The organism is Bifidobacterium sp. UTCIF-38 (assembly GCF_006454495.1).
GTDB classification, from domain to species: Bacteria; Actinomycetota; Actinomycetes; order Actinomycetales; family Bifidobacteriaceae; genus Bifidobacterium; species Bifidobacterium callitrichos.
The window spans coordinates 1-15,808 of the sequence record NZ_JFAL01000010.1 but is presented as its reverse complement, the minus strand read 5'-3'; the positions used below and the strand labels follow the sequence as shown (position 1 = coordinate 15,808).

14 protein-coding genes and 1 riboswitch are annotated in these 15,808 nt (G+C 66.3%); of the genes, 10 read left to right on the top strand and 4 right to left on the bottom strand.

Annotation, left to right across the window (positions count from 1 at the left end):
• The first annotated feature begins 111 nt into the window (after positions 1-111).
• The 6 genes from hisD to priA all read left to right on the top strand — a co-directional run bounded on the left by hisD (position 112) and on the right by priA (position 5,551).
• Positions 112-1,491 (top strand): histidinol dehydrogenase, encoded by a 1,380-nt coding sequence (gene hisD, locus BW11_RS04725; RefSeq protein WP_140444869.1) that lies wholly within the window; start codon positions 112-114, stop codon positions 1,489-1,491.
• The gene (locus tag BW11_RS04720) at positions 1,488-2,672 is read left to right on the top strand and encodes a histidinol-phosphate transaminase (protein WP_140444866.1); all 1,185 of its coding nucleotides are present in this window, start codon (positions 1,488-1,490) and stop codon (positions 2,670-2,672) included. Before hisD ends, BW11_RS04720 begins: the two co-directional genes overlap by 4 nt.
• Before the next feature lie 68 nt (positions 2,673-2,740).
• A complete protein-coding gene (gene hisB / locus BW11_RS04715) occupies positions 2,741-3,343 on the top strand; it encodes an imidazoleglycerol-phosphate dehydratase HisB (RefSeq protein WP_043166357.1) in 603 nt (200 codons plus the stop codon).
• The gene (locus BW11_RS04710) at positions 3,343-4,095 is read left to right on the top strand and encodes a hypothetical protein (protein ID WP_140444865.1); all 753 of its coding nucleotides are present in this window, start codon (positions 3,343-3,345) and stop codon (positions 4,093-4,095) included. Before hisB ends, BW11_RS04710 begins: the two co-directional genes overlap by 1 nt.
• A gap of 52 nt (positions 4,096-4,147) precedes the next feature.
• A complete protein-coding gene (hisH, locus tag BW11_RS04705) occupies positions 4,148-4,792 on the top strand; it encodes an imidazole glycerol phosphate synthase subunit HisH (protein ID WP_140444864.1) in 645 nt (214 codons plus the stop codon).
• Between the two features lie 33 nt (positions 4,793-4,825).
• Positions 4,826-5,551 carry a bifunctional 1-(5-phosphoribosyl)-5-((5-phosphoribosylamino)methylideneamino)imidazole-4-carboxamide isomerase/phosphoribosylanthranilate isomerase PriA gene (gene priA, locus BW11_RS04700; protein ID WP_043166360.1) on the top strand — a complete coding sequence of 242 codons (726 nt, stop codon included), beginning with the start codon at positions 4,826-4,828 and terminating at the stop codon, positions 5,549-5,551.
• Between the two features lie 13 nt (positions 5,552-5,564).
• Here priA and BW11_RS04695 read toward each other — a convergent pair whose 3' ends face one another.
• On the bottom strand, positions 5,565-7,022 hold the full coding sequence (locus tag BW11_RS04695; RefSeq protein ID WP_043166361.1) for a DUF2252 domain-containing protein: 1,458 nt from the start codon (positions 7,020-7,022) through the stop codon (positions 5,565-5,567).
• A 72-nt stretch (positions 7,023-7,094) separates the two neighbouring features.
• Between BW11_RS04695 and glnA the strand changes: the two genes are divergently transcribed.
• Both glnA and BW11_RS04685 read left to right on the top strand, forming a co-directional pair.
• On the top strand, positions 7,095-8,432 hold the full coding sequence (glnA, locus tag BW11_RS04690) for a type I glutamate--ammonia ligase (RefSeq protein ID WP_043166362.1): 1,338 nt from the start codon (positions 7,095-7,097) through the stop codon (positions 8,430-8,432).
• A gap of 11 nt (positions 8,433-8,443) precedes the next feature.
• Positions 8,444-9,730, top strand: a complete 1,287-nt coding sequence (locus tag BW11_RS04685) for an MFS transporter (RefSeq protein WP_140444863.1) — start codon at positions 8,444-8,446, stop codon at positions 9,728-9,730.
• Positions 9,731-9,739: 9 nt separating this feature from the next.
• Here the strand turns inward: BW11_RS04685 and BW11_RS04680 are convergent, their stop codons facing one another.
• The 3 genes from BW11_RS04680 to BW11_RS04670 all read right to left on the bottom strand — a co-directional run bounded on the left by BW11_RS04680 (position 9,740) and on the right by BW11_RS04670 (position 13,912).
• On the bottom strand, positions 9,740-12,232 hold the full coding sequence (locus BW11_RS04680; protein ID WP_140444862.1) for an energy-coupling factor transporter ATPase: 2,493 nt from the start codon (positions 12,230-12,232) through the stop codon (positions 9,740-9,742).
• 25 nt (positions 12,233-12,257) lie between these two features.
• Positions 12,258-12,857 carry an ECF transporter S component gene (locus BW11_RS04675; RefSeq protein ID WP_140444861.1) on the bottom strand — a complete coding sequence of 200 codons (600 nt, stop codon included), beginning with the start codon at positions 12,855-12,857 and terminating at the stop codon, positions 12,258-12,260.
• A 7-nt stretch (positions 12,858-12,864) separates the two neighbouring features.
• A riboswitch (FMN riboswitch) is annotated at positions 12,865-13,020 on the bottom strand.
• Positions 13,021-13,129: 109 nt separating this feature from the next.
• Positions 13,130-13,912, bottom strand: coding sequence for a nitroreductase family protein (locus BW11_RS04670; protein ID WP_375137633.1), 783 nt, complete (start codon positions 13,910-13,912; stop codon positions 13,130-13,132).
• A gap of 89 nt (positions 13,913-14,001) precedes the next feature.
• Between BW11_RS04670 and ppgK the strand changes: the two genes are divergently transcribed.
• Both ppgK and BW11_RS04660 read left to right on the top strand, forming a co-directional pair.
• Positions 14,002-14,772 (top strand): polyphosphate--glucose phosphotransferase, encoded by a 771-nt coding sequence (gene ppgK, locus BW11_RS04665; protein ID WP_140444859.1) that lies wholly within the window; start codon positions 14,002-14,004, stop codon positions 14,770-14,772.
• Positions 14,773-14,955: 183 nt separating this feature from the next.
• On the top strand, positions 14,956-15,808 hold an 853-nt coding region (locus BW11_RS04660), incomplete at its 3' end, for a pyridoxal phosphate-dependent aminotransferase (RefSeq protein WP_140476346.1).

Sequence of the window (15,808 nt, the reverse complement as noted above, 5' to 3'; positions counted from 1 at the left end):
GGCGACAAGATAACGAAATCTCACGATTCGGCTGGAATTGGACGCTTCCCGACGATTCGTGCGCGAACGTTGTTACGATGGGCTGTTATGAGCGAGAACAGCGAAAACATCATGCGAATCATCGATCTTCGAGGCAAGAGCCTCTCCCGTGCCGAGCTGCTGGCCGCGATGCCGCGCGCCGCCATGGGCACCTCCGAGGCCACCGATCTGGTGCGTCCGATTCTGGATGACGTCAAGGAGCGCGGAGCGGCGGCCCTGCGCGATTTCGAGGAGAAGTTCGACCATGTGCGCCCCGAGCACCTTCGCGTGCCGAAGGAGGCGTTCGCCGAATCCCTCGAGACCCTTGACCCCGAGGTCCGCTCCGCCATCGAGGAGTCCGTGCGCCGCGCACGTGCCGTCGCCGCCAATCAGGTGCCGAAGGACTTCTACACCGATCTGGCCGAGGGTGCCCGCGTCGCCGAGCGTTGGATCCCGATCCAGCGCGTCGGTCTGTACGTGCCGGGCGGCAAGGCCGTCTACCCGAGCTCGGTGATCATGAACGTGGTGCCCGCGCAGGCCGCCGGCGTCGAATCGCTGGCCATCGCCACCCCGCCGGCGCGTGACGGCTCCGGCCTGCCGAACCGTACGATCCTCGCCACCTGCGCGATCCTCGGCGTCGACGAGGTGTACGCGGTCGGCGGCGCCCAGGCCGTCGCCATGTTCGCATACGGCGCCAAGGGCTCCGAGCCGCAGGACGGCGACGTGCTGTGCGATCCGGTCGACAAGATCACCGGCCCGGGCAACATCTTCGTGGCCACCGCCAAGTCGCTGGTCTCCGGCTTCGTCGGCATCGACGCGGTCGCAGGCCCCACCGAGATCGGCATCATCGCCGACAAGACCGCGAACCCGAGCCTTCTGGCCGCCGATCTCATCGGCCAGGCCGAGCACGACGAGCTGGCCGGCTCCGTGCTGTTCACCGACTCCACCGAGATCGCCGAGAAGGTGCAGGAGAACCTCAACTACCGCGTGCCGCGCACCGAGCACGCCGAGCGCGTCCACACGTCCCTGTCCGGCACGCAGTCCGCGATCGTCCTGACCGATGACCTCGATCATTCGATCGACGCGGCCAACGCGTACGCCGCAGAGCATCTGGAGATCCAGACCGCCGACGCGGATGCGGTCGTCAAGCGCATCAGGAACGCCGGCGCTATCTTCCGCGGTCCGTACTCCCCGGTGCCGTTGGGCGACTACATGTCCGGCTCCAACCACGTGCTGCCCACCGGCGGCACCGCCCGCTTCGCCGCCGGTCTCGGCGTGCACACGTTCATGAAGCCGGTCGAGGTCATCGAATACGACGAGGAGGGCCTGAAGGCCCTGGCCGCGCGCATCAACGCGTTCGCGGTCTCCGAGGATCTGCCCGCGCACGGCGAGTGCGTGCTGTCCCGCTTCGTCAAGGACCCGTACGACAAGGCCACTCTGCGCGAGCAGGAGAAGGAGGCCGGTCTGCTGTGAGCGGGAACAACGAGACCAACGGCAACGCGATTCCGGCGAACCTGCCGCTGAGGAACGATCTGATCGGCGAGGAGCCGTACGGCGCGCCCCAGCTCGACGTGCCGGTCTGCCTTAACGTCAACGAGAACCCGTACGCGCCGGATCCGGCCGTGTGCGACACGATCGCCAGGCGCGTGCGCGAGATCGCGCCGACGCTGAACCGGTACCCGGATCGCGAGCACATCGAACTGCGCAAGGCGTTCTCCGACTACCTCGCGCGCGAATCCGGCACCCGTCTCGATGTCGACGAGCTGTGGGGTGCGAACGGCTCCAACGAGATCATGCTCCAGCTGTTCCAGGCGTTCGGTGGTCCGGGCCGCACCGCGCTCGGCGCCGACCCGACCTACTCGATGTACCCCGAGTACGCGCGCGACACGTTCACCGGCTGGAAGCTCGCCCACCGCAACGAGGACTTCACGCTGAACGTCGAGAAGACCATCGAGGCGATCCACGAGGTCAAGCCGAGTATGGTGCTGCTCACCAGCCCGAACAACCCCACCGGCACGCCGTTGGCGATGGAGGACATCGAACGCATCCTCGCCGCCTGCGAGACCGCTGAAGTCGAGGGCGCCGGCGAGGGCGTGCACCCGATCCTCGTCATCGACGAGGCGTACGTCGAGTTCCGCAAGCCCGGCACGCCAAGCGCCGTGACCCTCATCAAGGACCATCCGAACCTCGCCGTCTCGAGAACGATGAGCAAGGCGTTCGCCTTCGCGGGCGCGCGCGTCGGCTACCTCGCCGCGAGCAAGGGCATCATCGACTGCGTGCGCATCGTGCGCATGCCGTACCACCTGTCCGCCGTGACGCAGGCCGCCGCGATCGCCGCGTTCGAGCACACCGACGAGCAGCTGAGCCGCGTCGAGCACCTGCGCGAGACCCGTGAGGCCACCGCCGAGTGGCTCAAGGCCCAGACCTACAAGGGCGAACCGCTCGAAGTTGCCGAATCCGGCTCCAACTTCCTGCTGTTCGGCGGTCATTTCGACGACCGCGAGGCGATCTTCGACGAACTGCTCAAGCGCGGCGTGCTGATCCGCGTCGTCGGCCCCGACGGCTGGCTGCGCGTGTGCATGGGCACCGACGAGGAGATGGCCCGCTTCCGCGAGGCGCTCGTCGAGTCGATGCGTCTCGTCGAGGCCCGCTAAGAGCCGTCTGAACCCAGTCGATAATAATCGATCAATCGATACCCAATCGATAAAGGAGCGTAAGCATCATGGCGCGCACCGCGCACATCGTTCGCGAGACCAGCGAATCGCACATCGACCTCGAGCTGAACCTCGACGGCACCGGACAGACCGACATCGACACCTCCGTGCCGTTCTACAATCACATGATGAACGCGCTCGGCAAGCATTCGCTCATCGATCTGAAGATCCACGCGCACGGCGACACCGACATCGACGTGCACCACACCGTGGAGGACACGGCCATCGTCTTCGGCGAGGCGCTGAAGCAGGCGCTCGGCGATAAGCGCGGCATCCGCCGGTTCGCCGACGCCACCGTGCCGCTCGACGAGGCGCTCGCCAAGGCCGTCGTCGACATCTCCGGACGCCCGTACGTGGTGTGCTCCGGCGAGCCGGAGGGCTTCGAATACTGCATGATCGGCGGGCATTTCACCGGTTCGCTCGTGCGTCACGTCATGGAGTCGATCGCCCTGCACGCCGGCATCTGCCTGCACCTGCAGGTGCTCGCCGGCCGCGACCCGCACCACATCGCCGAAGCCGAGTTCAAGGCGCTGGCACGCGCACTGCGGTTCGCCATCGAACCGGACCCGCGCATCGAGGGGCTGATCCCGAGCACGAAGGGAAGCCTGTGATGGCGGACGACTTCGACGACGACAAGGATCGCTCCGGCCGGGATTCCGACCCGGGCGATTCGCATCTGACCGACGAGGACATCGCCAAGGCACTGGAGGGATTCGAGAAGGAGTTCGCCGACGAGGAGACCTCCGACATGTCCGACGTGGACGACCTCGACCCGCATCCGGACTCGGGCGTCGATGACCTGTCCGACGATCTCGACATCGACATCCCGGACGACGCCTCGTCGATCGACCCGTCGTTCGGCTTCGAGGATGCGCTCGACGGTCTGCTCGGCAACAAGGCCAAGATGGCGGCGCTGGTCACGCGCATCGCGTCCGCGCCGCTGCTCGCCGCGTTCTGCCAGCTGTCCGACATCTCCGCAGACTGCGTCGGCTCGAATCAGGGCGCGATCGCGGTCCTGCGCAATCTCGACGGCGACGGCCCCGAGGCCGCGGCCCGCGACATCACCACCGTGGTCGGCGGCATGAGCGTCGTGCTCGGCGTCAACCGCGCCGACAAGCTCGAGGTCTCGATCTACGCGGGCGGCAAGGCGGGGGAGACCCTCGCCCCGCCGATCCTGTTCAACTCGACGCCGCGATTCGTCGAGGACCTGATGCTCGGCATCACCACCGTCGCCCAGCTCAAGACGCAGGGCTTCGAGGTGGTCGACTCCGGCAGCCTCGATCACGAGTCCGCGATGAAGGTGATCGCCGAGCACACGCGGTTCGGCCGCGGAGGCGCCACGCGCGGGTCGAGCATCGACTGACCCGCATCACACTGATCACACTGATCACACTGTAAGTACCTAAGGGGGATCAATGACCACTGCGGTCGTGTTCGACTATGGATTCGGCAACGTGCGCTCCATGGTGCGCGCCCTTGCGCGCCTCGGCGTCGACACCTCACTCACCTCCGACTACCGGCAGGCTCTCGAGGCCGACGGTCTCGTCGTGCCGGGAGTCGGCGCGTTCGCCGCGTGCATGGAGGGCCTGAAGAAGGTCGGCGGCGACCGTGTGATCACGGATCGCCTGCGCGCTGGCCGCGCCGTGCTCGGCGTGTGCGTCGGCGAGCAGGTGCTCTTCGAGCTCGGTCACGAGCATGGCGAGGAGGCCCACGGCGTCGGACTGATCGGCGGCAGCGTCGATCCGCTGGACGCCGACGTCGTGCCCCATATGGGATGGGACACGGTCGAGGCCGCCGACGGCTCCGCGCTGCTCAAGGGCGTGGAGGACGAGCGCTTCTACTTCGTCCACTCCTACGCGGCGCTCGACGCGAAGGCGAAGAACCTGAGCGAGTTCCAGATCGAACTGCCCGACGAGCAGCGCGTCACGTGGTGCACGTACGGCCGCAGCCGCTTCGTCGCCGCCTACGAGCGCGGACCCCTGTTCGCCACGCAGTTCCACCCGGAGAAGTCCGGCGACGCCGGCGCTCAGCTGCTCGAAAACTGGATCGCCACGTTCTAACGGGCGGACACCTATCTACGAAAGGTTATTGACATGTCGTTGACTCTGCTTCCCGCCGTCGATGTGCGCGATGGCAAGGCCGTGCGCCTGCGTCAGGGCGAATCCGGTTCCGAAACCGACTACGGCTCCCCGCTCGAAGCGGCCCGCACGTGGGTCGAATCCGGCGCCGAATGGATCCACCTGGTCGACCTGGACGCCGCGTTCGGCACCGGCGACAACCGCGCCCAGCTGCGCGAGATCGTCCACGAGCTCGGCGACCGCGTCAACATCGAGATGTCCGGCGGCGTGCGTGACGACGCCTCGCTCGACGCCGCCCTCGAGGCCGGCGCGGCCCGTGTGAACATCGGCACCGCGGCGCTCGAGAACCCCGAGTGGACGCGCAAGGCGATCGCCAAGTACGGCGACCGCGTGGCCGTCGGCCTCGACGTGCGCGGCCACACGCTCGCCGCTCGCGGCTGGACCCGTGAGGGCGGCGACCTGTTCGAGACGATGAAGATGCTCGACGACGCCGGCTGCTCCCGCTACGTCGTCACCGACGTGGCCCGCGACGGCATGATGAGCGGACCGAACCTCGACCTGCTGCGTGAGGTCGCTGAACGCACCGATGCCAAGGTCACCGCCTCCGGCGGCATCGCCAAGCTCGACGACCTGCGCAACATCCGCACGCTCGCCGACCTTGGCGTCGACTCCGCCATTCTCGGCAAGTCGCTCTACGCCCGCGCCTTCACTCTCGAGGAGGCGCTGGAGGTCGCCCGCTGAGCGGCACCGTCCGCTAGGCGCAGGGCAGCTCGCCCTTCTTGATCATGCGCTTGAACACGGCGTAGTCCTCGTCGTTCTGTTCGGCGTAGCTCACCGCGAACGAGGCGATCGCCCGGTCGAAGTCGTCCGAGCCGCCCAGATAGTTCGCGATCGCGATCGAATCGCCCGTCCTCGCGTGCGCGTGCGCCAGACACCACGCGCACATGCGGGACAGGTCGGACAGGGCGGTCGCGTTGAGGTTGTCGATGTCGATCGACCCCTTGCCGTTCCACAGCTGGCGCACGTAGTAGTCGCGCTTCCTGCCGTCCTCGGCGAGGAAACTGGTCCAGCCGAGCAGCACGTCTGCGGTCGACTGGATCAGCTTCTGGCCCTGCACCACGCGCTCGCCGTGCGTCGTGTACGGGGAGGCGCCGCAGTAGTGCTCGAGCACCGAATACGTGGCCTCCTTCATCTGGATCATCATCGGATCGTCGATGTCGCGAGCGATCCACACGCTCGCCCACGCGCGCTGGCCGACCGATCCGACGCCCACCACCTTGCGTGCGCTGTCCTGATAGCGGAAGTGGTCGAACACCCAGCGGCGATCCTCGTACAGGGAGTGACGGTAGTTGTCGAACAGGGTGTCGAGACGCGCCTGCAGCGCCTCCGGATCGGCATAGCTCGTCAGCTCGTTGATCGGCACCAGTTCCGGCGGATTGGACTTGAAGCGCAGCTTGCCGTCCTTGAGCCTGCACAGTTTCGCGGCGGCCGCGTCATTGTCCTTGAGCAGCGCCTTCATCGCGGCCTCGCGCAGCGTGCGGTTGCGCTTGCCGCCCTCGTTCGTCTCGAAGCGGTCGAGCGTCTCCTCGACGTCGAGATGCTCGTACCATGCGTCGAGGTAATCCATTTCGGAGAACTGCTTGATGCATTCTCGGTACGTCTGCACGCACTTGAGGACCGCCGCGCGCACGTCCTTCTCCTTGAGCCTGTTCGCGCGTCCGCAGATCTCCACCGACACCGCGAGACGCTTCAGATCCCACTCCCACGGGCCGATCGCGGTCTCGTCGAAGTCGTTGATGTCGAACACGAGTCGCGCCGAGGGGGAGCGGAAGATGCCGAAGTTGCCGATGTGCGCGTCGCCGACGCACTGCACCGGGATGCCGCTGACCGGCGTGGTGGCGAGGTCGTTGGTCATGATGAGCACGGTGCCGCGGTAGAAGGTGAAGGGGCTCACGCTCATGCGCTTGTATCTCAGCGGGATCAGATCGGGCACTCGGATCGCCGACTGCTCCTCCAGCAGCGCGATCGCCTCGCTGCGGTCCGGCCTCACCTGCCAGATGGCGTGCGATTCGAGGGGAGCCTTCGTGCGGGCGGCGATGCCGGCGCGGGAACGCTCGCGGGGATCGTCGGCCTGCCTCCACGACGTGACGTCGACGGGAGGATTGGCGGACGGGGTCAGATGGTCCTGTGCAACTTCGCTAACTTCACTCATAGACCTCTACTCTAGCGCCTTCCGGGCAGGACGAAACAAAGCGATAACACGCGGGTGTGAGGATATGTGGCTATGGATAAGCAGCAAGAGTTCGCCCTGCGCACGGTCGAGGAACGTGACGTGCGCTTCATTCGACTATGGTTCACGGACGTGCTCGGCACCCTGAAGTCCGTGGCCATCGCACCGGCGGAGCTGGAGGCGGCGTTCGAGGAGGGGCTTGGATTCGACGGTTCGGCCATCGAGGGCATGACCCGCGTCTCCGAGGACGACATGATCGTCAAGCCGGACCCGTCCACCTTCCAGATCCTGCCGTGGCGCGGCGGTCCTCAGGGCACCGCCCGCATGTTCTGCGACGTGCTCACCCCGGAGGGAGAGCCCAGCCTCGGCGATCCCCGTCATGTGCTGAAGCGCTCGCTGGCCAAGGCCAAGGAGAAGGGCTTCACGTTCTACGTGCACCCCGAGATGGAGTTCTACCTCTTCGAGCAGCAGACCGACTGGTCCAAGGCCCCGACCCCGATCGACGAGGGCGGCTACTTCGACCACGTGCCGCGCAGCCCCGGCATGGACTTCCGCCGCGCCACCGTGAACATGCTCGAACAGATGGGCATCTCGGTGGAGTACTCGCACCACGAGGCCGGTCCCGGTCAGAACGAGATCGACCTGAGGTACGCGGACGCGTTGACCACGGCCGACAACATCATGACCTTCCGCACCGTCGTCAAGGAGATCTCGCTGGAGCGTGGCATCCACGCCAGCTTCATGCCCAAGCCTCTTGCCGACGCCCCCGGTTCCGGCATGCACACCCACCTGAGCCTGTTCGAGGGCGATGCCAACGCCTTCTACGAGGCCGGTCAGGAGTTCAACATGTCGATCACGGCCCGTCAGTTCGCCGCCGGCATCCTCTACCATGCGGCGGAGATCTGCGCGGTCACCGACCAGTACGTCAACTCGTACAAGCGTCTGTGGGGCGGCAACGAGGCTCCGAGCTACATCTGCTGGGGCCACAACAACCGTTCCGCGCTGCTGCGCATTCCGCAGTACAAGCCCGGCAAGGGCAATTCGGCGCGTATGGAGTTCCGTGCGCTCGACCCGGTCGCCAACCCGTACCTCGCGTACTCCGTGCTGCTGGCCGCCGGCCTCGACGGCATCGAGAAGAAGATGCAGCTCGGCGAGCCGACCAGCGACGACGTGTGGGAGCTGACCGACGAGGAGCGTCAGGCGATGGGCATCGAGCCGCTGCCGCGTTCGCTCGGCGCCGCCCTGAAGATCATGGAGAAGTCAGACTTCGTGGCCGAAGTCCTCGGCGAGCACGCCTTCGAGTACTTCCTGCGCAACAAGCGCCGGGAGTGGGAGGAATACAACCGTCAGGTCACGGCGTACGAGCTGAAGACGTATTTGCCGAAGCTCTGAAGCCCGTGAAGATGACGAATGGTTCCGTGCCTGCGCCGCAGCATGATCCGCATGATCCGCATGATCCGGCACCGATCTCGACCGCAGCGACCAAGGCGACCAAGCCCGATCGCTTCTTCAACCTGCCGGTGACGATCCTCATCCTCGCGAGCTTCATGCTCGGCATGAGCGAGTTCGTCGTCGTCGGCATCCTGCCGGACATCGCGCAGGGGCTCAAGGTCTCCGAGGTCACCGTCGGCAATCTCGTCGCCCTGTTCGCGTTCGTGTACGCGCCGGTCACGCCGCTCGGATCCGCGATCTCCGCGCGATTCCCGCGTTTCGTGACCTACCTGACCCTGATGGGCGTATTCCTCGCCGGCAATCTCCTGTGCGCGCTCGCGCCGAACTATCCGGTGCTGGTCGTCGCCCGCATCATGATCGCGCTCGTCTCCGGAACGCTCGTCGCGATCGCGATGACCTACGCGCCCGACGTGACCACCGAACAATACCGCACCAAGTTCATCGCGTGGGTGTTCTCCGGCTTCTCCATCGCCTCGGTGGTGGGCGTGCCGTTCGGAACGTGGGTGGCGAACACGTTCGGATGGCGCATCACGTTCTTCATCATCACGGGCCTGACCGCCGTGCTTATGGGTCTCATGGCCGCGTTCCTGCCGCGCAACTCGCATCCGGTGACCATCGGATTCCTGCGCCAGTTCCGCCTCTTCTTCGACAAGCGCATCTGGGGCGGCGTGCTCACCGTCGTGTGCGGCGCCGGATCAAGCTACGTGTTCTACACGTATCTGACCCCGATCATGCGCGACGAGATCGGCGTGCCCGAACAGTACGTGAGCGTGGGGCTCGTGCTCTACGGCGTCGCATGCCTGTGGAGCAACCTGTATGGCGGCAGGATCGCCGAACGCGGGCGCGGCGTCGAACCATTGGCACGCACCCGCCCGATCTTCTGCCTGCACGCGATCCTGCTGTGCTCGCTCGCACTCGCCTCGATCGTGCCGCTCTACGGTGCGGTTCTGCTCGTCGCGCTCGGCATGATGATGTACCTGTTCAACTCCGCGTCGCAGGTGCTGTACATGGACGTGGCCGCCGAAGCGCACCCGGGTTCGATGAACCTCGCCGCCTCGCTCAACTCGATGAGCTTCAACATCGGCATCGCCCTCGGCTCGGCGGTCGGCGGACTGGTCAATGACCATCTGGGCCTGACCTGGCTCGGCCCGGTCGGCGCGATCTTCTCGGTCGGCGCGATCGTCATCACGACGCTGCTGCGCCGGGCGATGCCGGCCAAGACTGCCAAGGCGGCGTAGTCGGTCGAATCAGATGGACGGCAGCAGCAGTCCCAGCGTGACCAGCACGGCGATGTAGACCGCCGCGAACGCAAGGAACGCGATGTCGCGGGCCGCGACCTGCATCACACGCCAGTGGGTGCGTCGCGCGCCCTCCTCGTAGCAGCGCGCGTCAAGCGCGAGGGAGAGATTGTCCGCGTGGCGCAGCGTACCGGCGAAGATCGGCACGATTGTGGCGACCATCGCGCGGATGCGTTCGGCGGGGGAGCCGGTTTCGATCGAACCGCCACGCGCCGCCTGCGCGTCCGCGATCGCCTTCGCCTCGTTGCCGAGCGTCGGCAGGAATCGCAACGCCAATGACATGACCAGTGCGATCTCCTGCGTGTGCATGCCGAGGCGACGCAGCGGGGAGAGCAGTGCCCCGAACGCGTCGGTCATCGAGGTGGGCGTGGTCGTTTCGAGGAATACGGCGCCCAGAATGATCACCAGCGCGAAACGGCACGCGTACAGCACGGCCACGGTCACGCCGTCATCGGTGATCGGGATCGGTCCGAGCTGCGCCAGTACGGTTCCCGATCTGACGAAGAAGATGTTGAGCAGACCCGCGACCACGAACAGCGCGAGGAACATGTGCACCGAACGCAGGAGCCGTGCGGGCCGTATACGCGCCGCCGCTACGACCCCGGCGACCACGAGCGCGCCAAGCAGCAGCTGCGCCGGCGTGTTGATCGCGAACGCCGTGAACATCATCGCGAGGAACGACACCATCTTCACCCGCGGGTCGAGCCGCGCGATCAGGGGGAGCGACCGCCGGCCGTCGTTCTGATCGGAGGCTGCGAGGGCCGGGGGATTGCCGTTGTCGTCGTGCGACGGCATGACGACGATCCGATCGGCGATTTCGTGTGCCTCCGCTTCGGAGTGCGTGATGATGAGCGTGGTCACGCCCTGATCATGCAGGGTATGCACCAGCTCATGGATGCGCGCGGTCGCCGCCGTGTCGAGACTCGCGGTCGGCTCGTCCATGACGAGCACGCGAGGCCTGCAGGCGATCACGCCGGCGATCGCCACCAGTCGCTGCTGTCCGCCGGAGAGCTCCAACGGCGATCGATCGGCCAGATGTTCGATATGCAGCAGCTTGAGCGCCCAGTCGACCCGCTCGCTCACCTCGTGCTCATTGAGATGCTGGTTGCGCGGTCCATACGCCACATCCTCGGCCACGGTTTCGGCGAACAGCTGCCGTTCCGGCCGCTGCATCACGAACCCCACGACCTCGCGCAGCCGACGGCGATCCCGGCGCTTGAGCATACGCGGCTTGCGCCCCGCGTTTCCGTTGTTGCCACGCGTGCGGGCCACCGCGATACCCTCAACCGTGATCGACCCCGCATCGGGCTTGTCCAGCGCACAGATCAGTCGAGCCAGCGTCGACTTGCCGGCCCCGTTGCTCCCCATGATCGCCACGGTCTCGCCGTGCGCGACGGTGAGCGAATAGTCACGCAGCACCGCCGGCGAATCCGGAGCATAGGCAAACGAAATCCCCGACACCGAAACCGCAACATCGCCGGAGCGCGCGGAATCCTCGCTGGAACGCACCATTGCGAGCGATTCGAGCGATTCGAGCGATTCGAGCGATTCGAGCGATTCGAGCGAACGGGTGGCGGTGTGCGTGTCTCGACCGTAGGCTTGGCCGAGCGGCCTTGAGCGTGTCGAGACACGCACACCGCCACCCGATGAGCGGTCACCGGAAAAATCGGAAACGGACTCGTCATAGCATTCAGATGAGCGGTCACCGGAAGAGCCGGAATCAAAGACGATTCGCCCCGCGTCAACCCGCACAACACGATTCGCCCGCAAAACCTCGTCACGATGATGCGTCACATGCACGATCGTCGTGCCGGAATCATGCAGCGAATCGAGGATCCGCAGGACCTCCGCGCGCGCCGCCGGATCCAGCATCGCCGTCGGCTCGTCGAGCACGAGCATGCGCGGTCGCATCGCGAGCATGTCGGCGATGGCGATACGCTGCTGCTGGCCGCCGCTCATCCGCGTCGGGTCGGCGGCAGCGTATGCCTCCATGCCGACGTCATGCAGCGAGGCGTCGATCCGTCGTCCGATCTGCTCGCGCGGCACGCCGAGGTTCTCCGGGCCGAAGGCGACGTCGTCCTGCGTGACCGTGGTGACGATCTGATCCTCCGGGTTCTGGAACACCGCGCCGATGCCGCGTCGCGCCGCGCGATACGCGTCCGGATTCGGCGCGAACACGATGCCGGCCGGCGTTTGCGTCCGTCCGAACACATGCCGTCCCAGCAGGGTCACCTCACCAGCGTCCGGCGCGGTGAGCCCGGAGACGAGTCGGGCCAGCGTCGACTTGCCCGATCCGTTCGGACCGGTCAGCGCGACGTATTCCCCGTCTCGGATGACGAGATCCACGCCGTCGAGCGCCCATGTGGCGCCGCCGTCGTAGCTGAATCGGATGCCGGACAGACTCGCCGCGTCTGCGGTGGAGGTGTGGTCATATGAAGTCATACGGTCGGATGGGACGGCCTTCGGATCAGCGGTCCAGCAGGTTCGAGATCGGCTTGTAGATCAGGAACGTGACGACGCCGTGGATCGCGAACTTGAGCAGGTTGAACGGCAGGAGGGCCGGCACGATGAGCGCGGCGACCTGAGCGACGGTCATGTGCGCGTAGATCGGGGTCACGACGAGGTTGCCGAGGATCGCGACGACCAGCGCGACGACGGCGCCGACGATGAGTCCGATCAGCGCGCCCTTGCGGCTGCGGTTCCCGCGATAGATGAACGCGGCCGGCACGGACAGCGCGAGCGCGACGAGCACGGCCATGAGCGTGCCCCACGGATCCATGAACAGGTGGGGCACGAAGCCGAGCACGGAGACGATCGCGGCGGCGGACGGCCCGAAGGCGAAGCCGGCGATCAGGCACACGATGCCGGACGGATCGTACTTGAGCCATGCGATGCCCGGAATGATCGGGAATTCGACGAAGCTCAACGCCATCGCGAGCGCGACGAACAGCGCGTAGACGGCGATGCGGCGCGTGGACCAGCGGCCGGAGTCGGCGACGCCCGTCGCGTGCGAGCCGGTGGCGTGGTCGACGTTGGTCTGGATATGGTTATCAGAAGACGCACTCATGCTGAGTTCCTCGTTTCTTCCATCCGGACTGTAACCGTTGGCTCCGGAATCGCACCGGATCGGCCGCCTTAGGGCGGCTCGCGGGCTTTCCGCATGCTCCCGTTATGAATCCCGGGGTGCGGATTACCGCCAGTAAGGAATTGCACCTTCCCTGAAACTGACAGAACCCTGTATACACGTATGAGCGGATATGCGAAAGCCGACATTCCACTGTGCGGGAATGTCGGCTATAGACGCTGCTTATGGCGCGCTGGCGCGCGGCGAGGCGTGCGTTACCTGTGCAGGAACAGTCCGCCGTCGCCCCACGCCCACTGGCCCTGGCCGGCGCCGATCTGGAAATGGAGTTTCGCGATGCCGAGATCGTTCGCCGCGCAATGCTCGTCGCCCGCCGCCGGGTCGATGCGCGCCGCTGCCGTGCCGTCGGCGGGATTGTAGGAGAAGACGACAGGCTGGCGGTTCATCGCGCTCGGCGCCTTCATCGCCGCTTCGACGCCGGCCCTGAACCACTCGGGTGCGGCCGCGCGTTCCTCGTCGGACATGCCGGCCGTGAACTGCTCGTACGTCTTGGTCGGCCGGTGCGTGCGCTGGTATTCGACGAGCTCGTCGTAGCCGCGCTGCAGACGTTCGAGATGATGCTCCGGGTATCCGATCACGACGGCCAGATACAGCTCCTGATCGCGGGCGATGCGGCAGTGCCTCGCAGCCTCCTCGCGATCCCACGAGCCGCCGACCCACAGGGTGCCCAGTCCTCGCAGCGTCGCCGTCAGCACGACGCGTTCGGCGTAGAAGCCGGCTCGCTCCCTGGCCTCGTCGTCGTCCTTCGGTCCGACGATCGCCAGATAGTTGGCCGCGTTCTTCAGGTGCCCGGATTCGTTCGCCGCCGCGAACACCTTCGGCTGGTCGCGCACGAGCTGGATGTCGAGTCCGGAGATGAGGTTGATCGGGTCGAGCGTCATGCTGAGCTGCCGTGCCACGTCATCATCGATCGGGTCGGCGTCATAGGAGCGAATCGCGGTGCGGATGTTCACCGCGTCGATGAGTTGCGTATGTTCCATGCGACCCATTATCCCACCATCGGGCGCACGGGGGAGTAGGATGCACATATCGGCATATCCCAACGTACAAAGAGGAGAAGAGGTCAACGATGATTGAAACCGCACAGGCATTCGGCGTGGATATCGGCGGCTCCGGCATCAAGGCGGCGCCCGTGAATCTGGAGAAGGGCGAGTTCGCCGAGCCCCGACTCAAGATTCTGACTCCGGAGGTCTCCACCCCGGAGGCGGTCGCCGCGATCGTCAGGCAGCAGCTGGATCACTTCGAGGTTCCGGAGAACGCGCCGGTCGGCATTGCGTTCCCGGCGCCGATCAAGCCCGGCCAGAAGCTCGACTTCATGGCCAATCTCGATCAGTCCTGGGTCGGCGTGGACGTCACCGCCGTGTTCTCCGAGGCGTGCGGTCGCCCGGTCACCGTGGTGAACGACGCCGACGCGGCGGGCCTGGCCGAGCAGCAGTTCGGCGCGGCCAAGGGCAAGGACGGCCTCGTCATCGCCACGACCCTCGGCACCGGCATCGGCACCGCGCTGATCATGGACGGCGTGCTCGTGCCGAACACCGAGCTCGGCCATCTGATCCTCGACGAGGATCACCCGGATGCGGAGCGCTACGCGTCCAGCGCCGTGCGCGAGAACGAGGATCTTGGCTTCAAGAAGTGGGCGAAGCGTCTGACCAAGTACTACGCGCTGCTCGAGAAGTACTTCAACCCGGATCTGTTCGTCATCGGCGGCGGCGTGAGCCGCAAGTCGGAGAAGTTCATCCCGTTCATCGACGTGAAGACTCCGATCGTGCCCGCCGAGCTGCGCAACGAGGCCGGCATCGTCGGCGCCGCCTACTACGCCAGCACCAAGCAGCAGGCCTGATCGTCTGATCATTATCCGTTGCACGCATGCGGCGGTTCCCTCGGGGAAGGCTCCGGCCTTCCGATAGGAGCCGCCGCATGCGCGTTTCCGGCGGCGGTGCATGGCGGTCAAGAAAGGCCGGCAGGCCGACGCCCGTCCGGATCCGGATACCGATGCTGCTCGCAGAGGCGTACAGTGAGGATCATGACCGTTCGTTTCTCCTCACGCGTGGACATCTCCGCGCCCAATCCGATCGCCGCTGCCGAGGCCGATGCCAGGGCCCACGGCGTCGTCCTGGGCAAACTCAACGACTCCAACCCGACCCGGCACGGGCTCGCCCCGGCCGAGGTGCCGGGCGTGTACACCGCCGAACCGCGCGGGCCCCGCACGGCACGCGAGGCGCTGGCGCGGTATCTGAGCGACGCCGGCGATTCCCCTGCCGGCTCCGCCCCCGTCGACCCGGATTCCCTCTACCTGCTGAGCTCCACGTCAGAGGCGTATTCGTGGCTCATCAAGCTCCTGTGCGACGCGGGTGACGCCGTGCTCGCCCCGAAGCCCGGCTACCCGCTCATCGAATCGATCGCACGCCTCGAGTGCGTGGATACGATCGAATACCAGCTGCGGTTCGACGGCTCATGGTTCATCGACACCGCCGCCATCGAGCAGCTGCTCTACAGCGAGCAGGGCGAACGCATCCGCGCGCTGGTGCTCATCAATCCGAACAATCCGTCCGGCTCCTATGTCAAGCCCGAGGAGCGTGCCACGCTGGTGCGTCTGTGCGCCGAACGCGGCATCGCGATCATCGCCGACGAGGTGTTCTACGACTACGCGCTCGAGCCGTTCGACGGCAACGCGCGGCTCGCGGGGGAGACCGGCGTGCTCACGTTCGCGCTCGACGGCTTCTCGAAGATGCTCGCCGCCCCGCACGCGAAGGTCGGCTGGATTCGCGTCTCCGGGCCTCAAAGCGATGTCATCGAGGCGCAGCGCCGACTTGACGTGATCGCCGACGACTACCTGCCGATGAGCGACATCATCGCCGACCGTCTGCCCGAGCTGC